At 59.3% G+C, this 1,296-nt stretch carries 2 protein-coding genes; both read right to left on the reverse strand.

Features of this window, described 5'->3' with window-relative positions:
• Positions 1-104 precede the first annotated feature (104 nt).
• Entirely contained in the window at positions 105-665 is a 561-nt protein-coding gene (locus F8N85_RS34275; protein ID WP_150806439.1) for a DUF1285 domain-containing protein, read from the reverse strand.
• Positions 666-686: 21 nt separating this feature from the next.
• On the reverse strand, positions 687-1,289 hold the full coding sequence (locus tag F8N85_RS34280) for a DUF4823 domain-containing protein (protein ID WP_150806438.1): 603 nt from the start codon (positions 1,287-1,289) through the stop codon (positions 687-689).
• Positions 1,290-1,296 lie beyond the last annotated feature (7 nt).

The following is a 1,296-nucleotide window of genomic DNA, read 5'->3' on the forward strand; positions in this document are numbered from 1 at the left end:
CCTGCGGCAGCTCCTACGCCGACCGCGTTCCACCCGATTTATCGTGTGTACGCAAATCCCGTAGGAGCTGCCGCAGGCTGCGATCTTTTAGGGCTGCAGCCAACCTACGGCTCAAGCCCGATCGGGAAGAATTCGCCGCCACTCCAGACGCCCAACCAACGCTGCCCCTCGATTTCCCGGGTCACGGCCAAGTCGACCAGCTGATAGAACACATTGCGATGGATCAGGGCTTCGAGATTGGTCCGCACATGCACGTAAGGCGCTGGCTCCTGGGTACCTGGATCGATCACCACCCGCATCGGGTGATCAGGACCGGCCTCGGTCTGCTCTTCGACGTTGGTGGTGAAGCGCAGTACCTGAGCCTCTCCCTCTCCTTCGACCTCCAGGCTGACCGCGACAAACGGCGCGTCATCGACTTTGATGCCGACTTTTTCCACCGGGGTAATCAGGAAATAATCATCGCCGTCGCGGCGCATGATGGTGGAGAACAACTTGACCATCGGCTTGCGCCCGATGGGCGTGCCCAGGTAGTACCAGGTCCCGTCACGGGCGATGCGCATGTCGATATCGCCGCAGAAGTCGGGATTCCACAGATGGACCGGCGGCAAGCCTTTGGATTTGGGGATTTGCCCCAGCAGATCGTTAGCTTTTTGCGGACCACTCATGTTGTTTTCCTTCTGTAGTACCTAGTCACTCAAGCCCAGCAGGCTGCGAGCGTATTGCTCCAGCGGCGGGCCAAGCAGATCTTCCGGCTGAGTGTCGTGGAACGTCAGTAAACCGCCACGACTGCGAATACGTGCAGTATCGATCAAATACTGGGTGCTGGTCTCGATCAACATGAGCTGAATCACGCCAGTGTCGATCCCCAGGCGGTCCACGGCTTCCTGATCGGTCCATTCATCAGAGTTGCCGATCCGATTGTCAGCCTTGGCGAAACGGGTATAGAGCAAGTAATGCGCACCGACTGCGCGGGCTTCGCTCATTGCTTCGTCCAGCCCTTGCGGGGTGCGGGCACGCCGGACCATGGGGAAGTATTCGACAAAGCCGTTGAAGGCTTCTTCGGCGACCACATTCGGCCGCGGATAGGCATCGCCCGGTGGCGCGAATGCACCCTGGGCGATGTAGATGAACGAGTCGGCTTGTATACGCAACGAGTTCAAGCGGCGAGTATCGCTGTGATCGAGCAGCCCGGCATCGCTCATGTGATAACGAGCGCCCTCGCCCAGATCGCTGACGTTCATGCAGCCACCAAGCGCCAAAAAGGCCAGCAGCAAAACCAGGCTACGCATCCTACCC

Source organism: Pseudomonas fluorescens, from assembly GCF_902497875.1.
GTDB lineage: Bacteria > Pseudomonadota > Gammaproteobacteria > Pseudomonadales > Pseudomonadaceae > Aquipseudomonas > Aquipseudomonas fluorescens_BR.

Excerpts from the sequence above, each read along its gene's own strand:
- F8N85_RS34275 (WP_150806439.1), bottom strand. The coding sequence starts at position 665 with ATGAGTGGTCCGCAAAAAGCTAACGATCTGCTGGGGCAAATCCCCAAA.
- F8N85_RS34280 (WP_150806438.1), bottom strand. The coding sequence starts at position 1,289 with ATGCGTAGCCTGGTTTTGCTGCTGGCCTTTTTGGCGCTTGGTGGCTGC.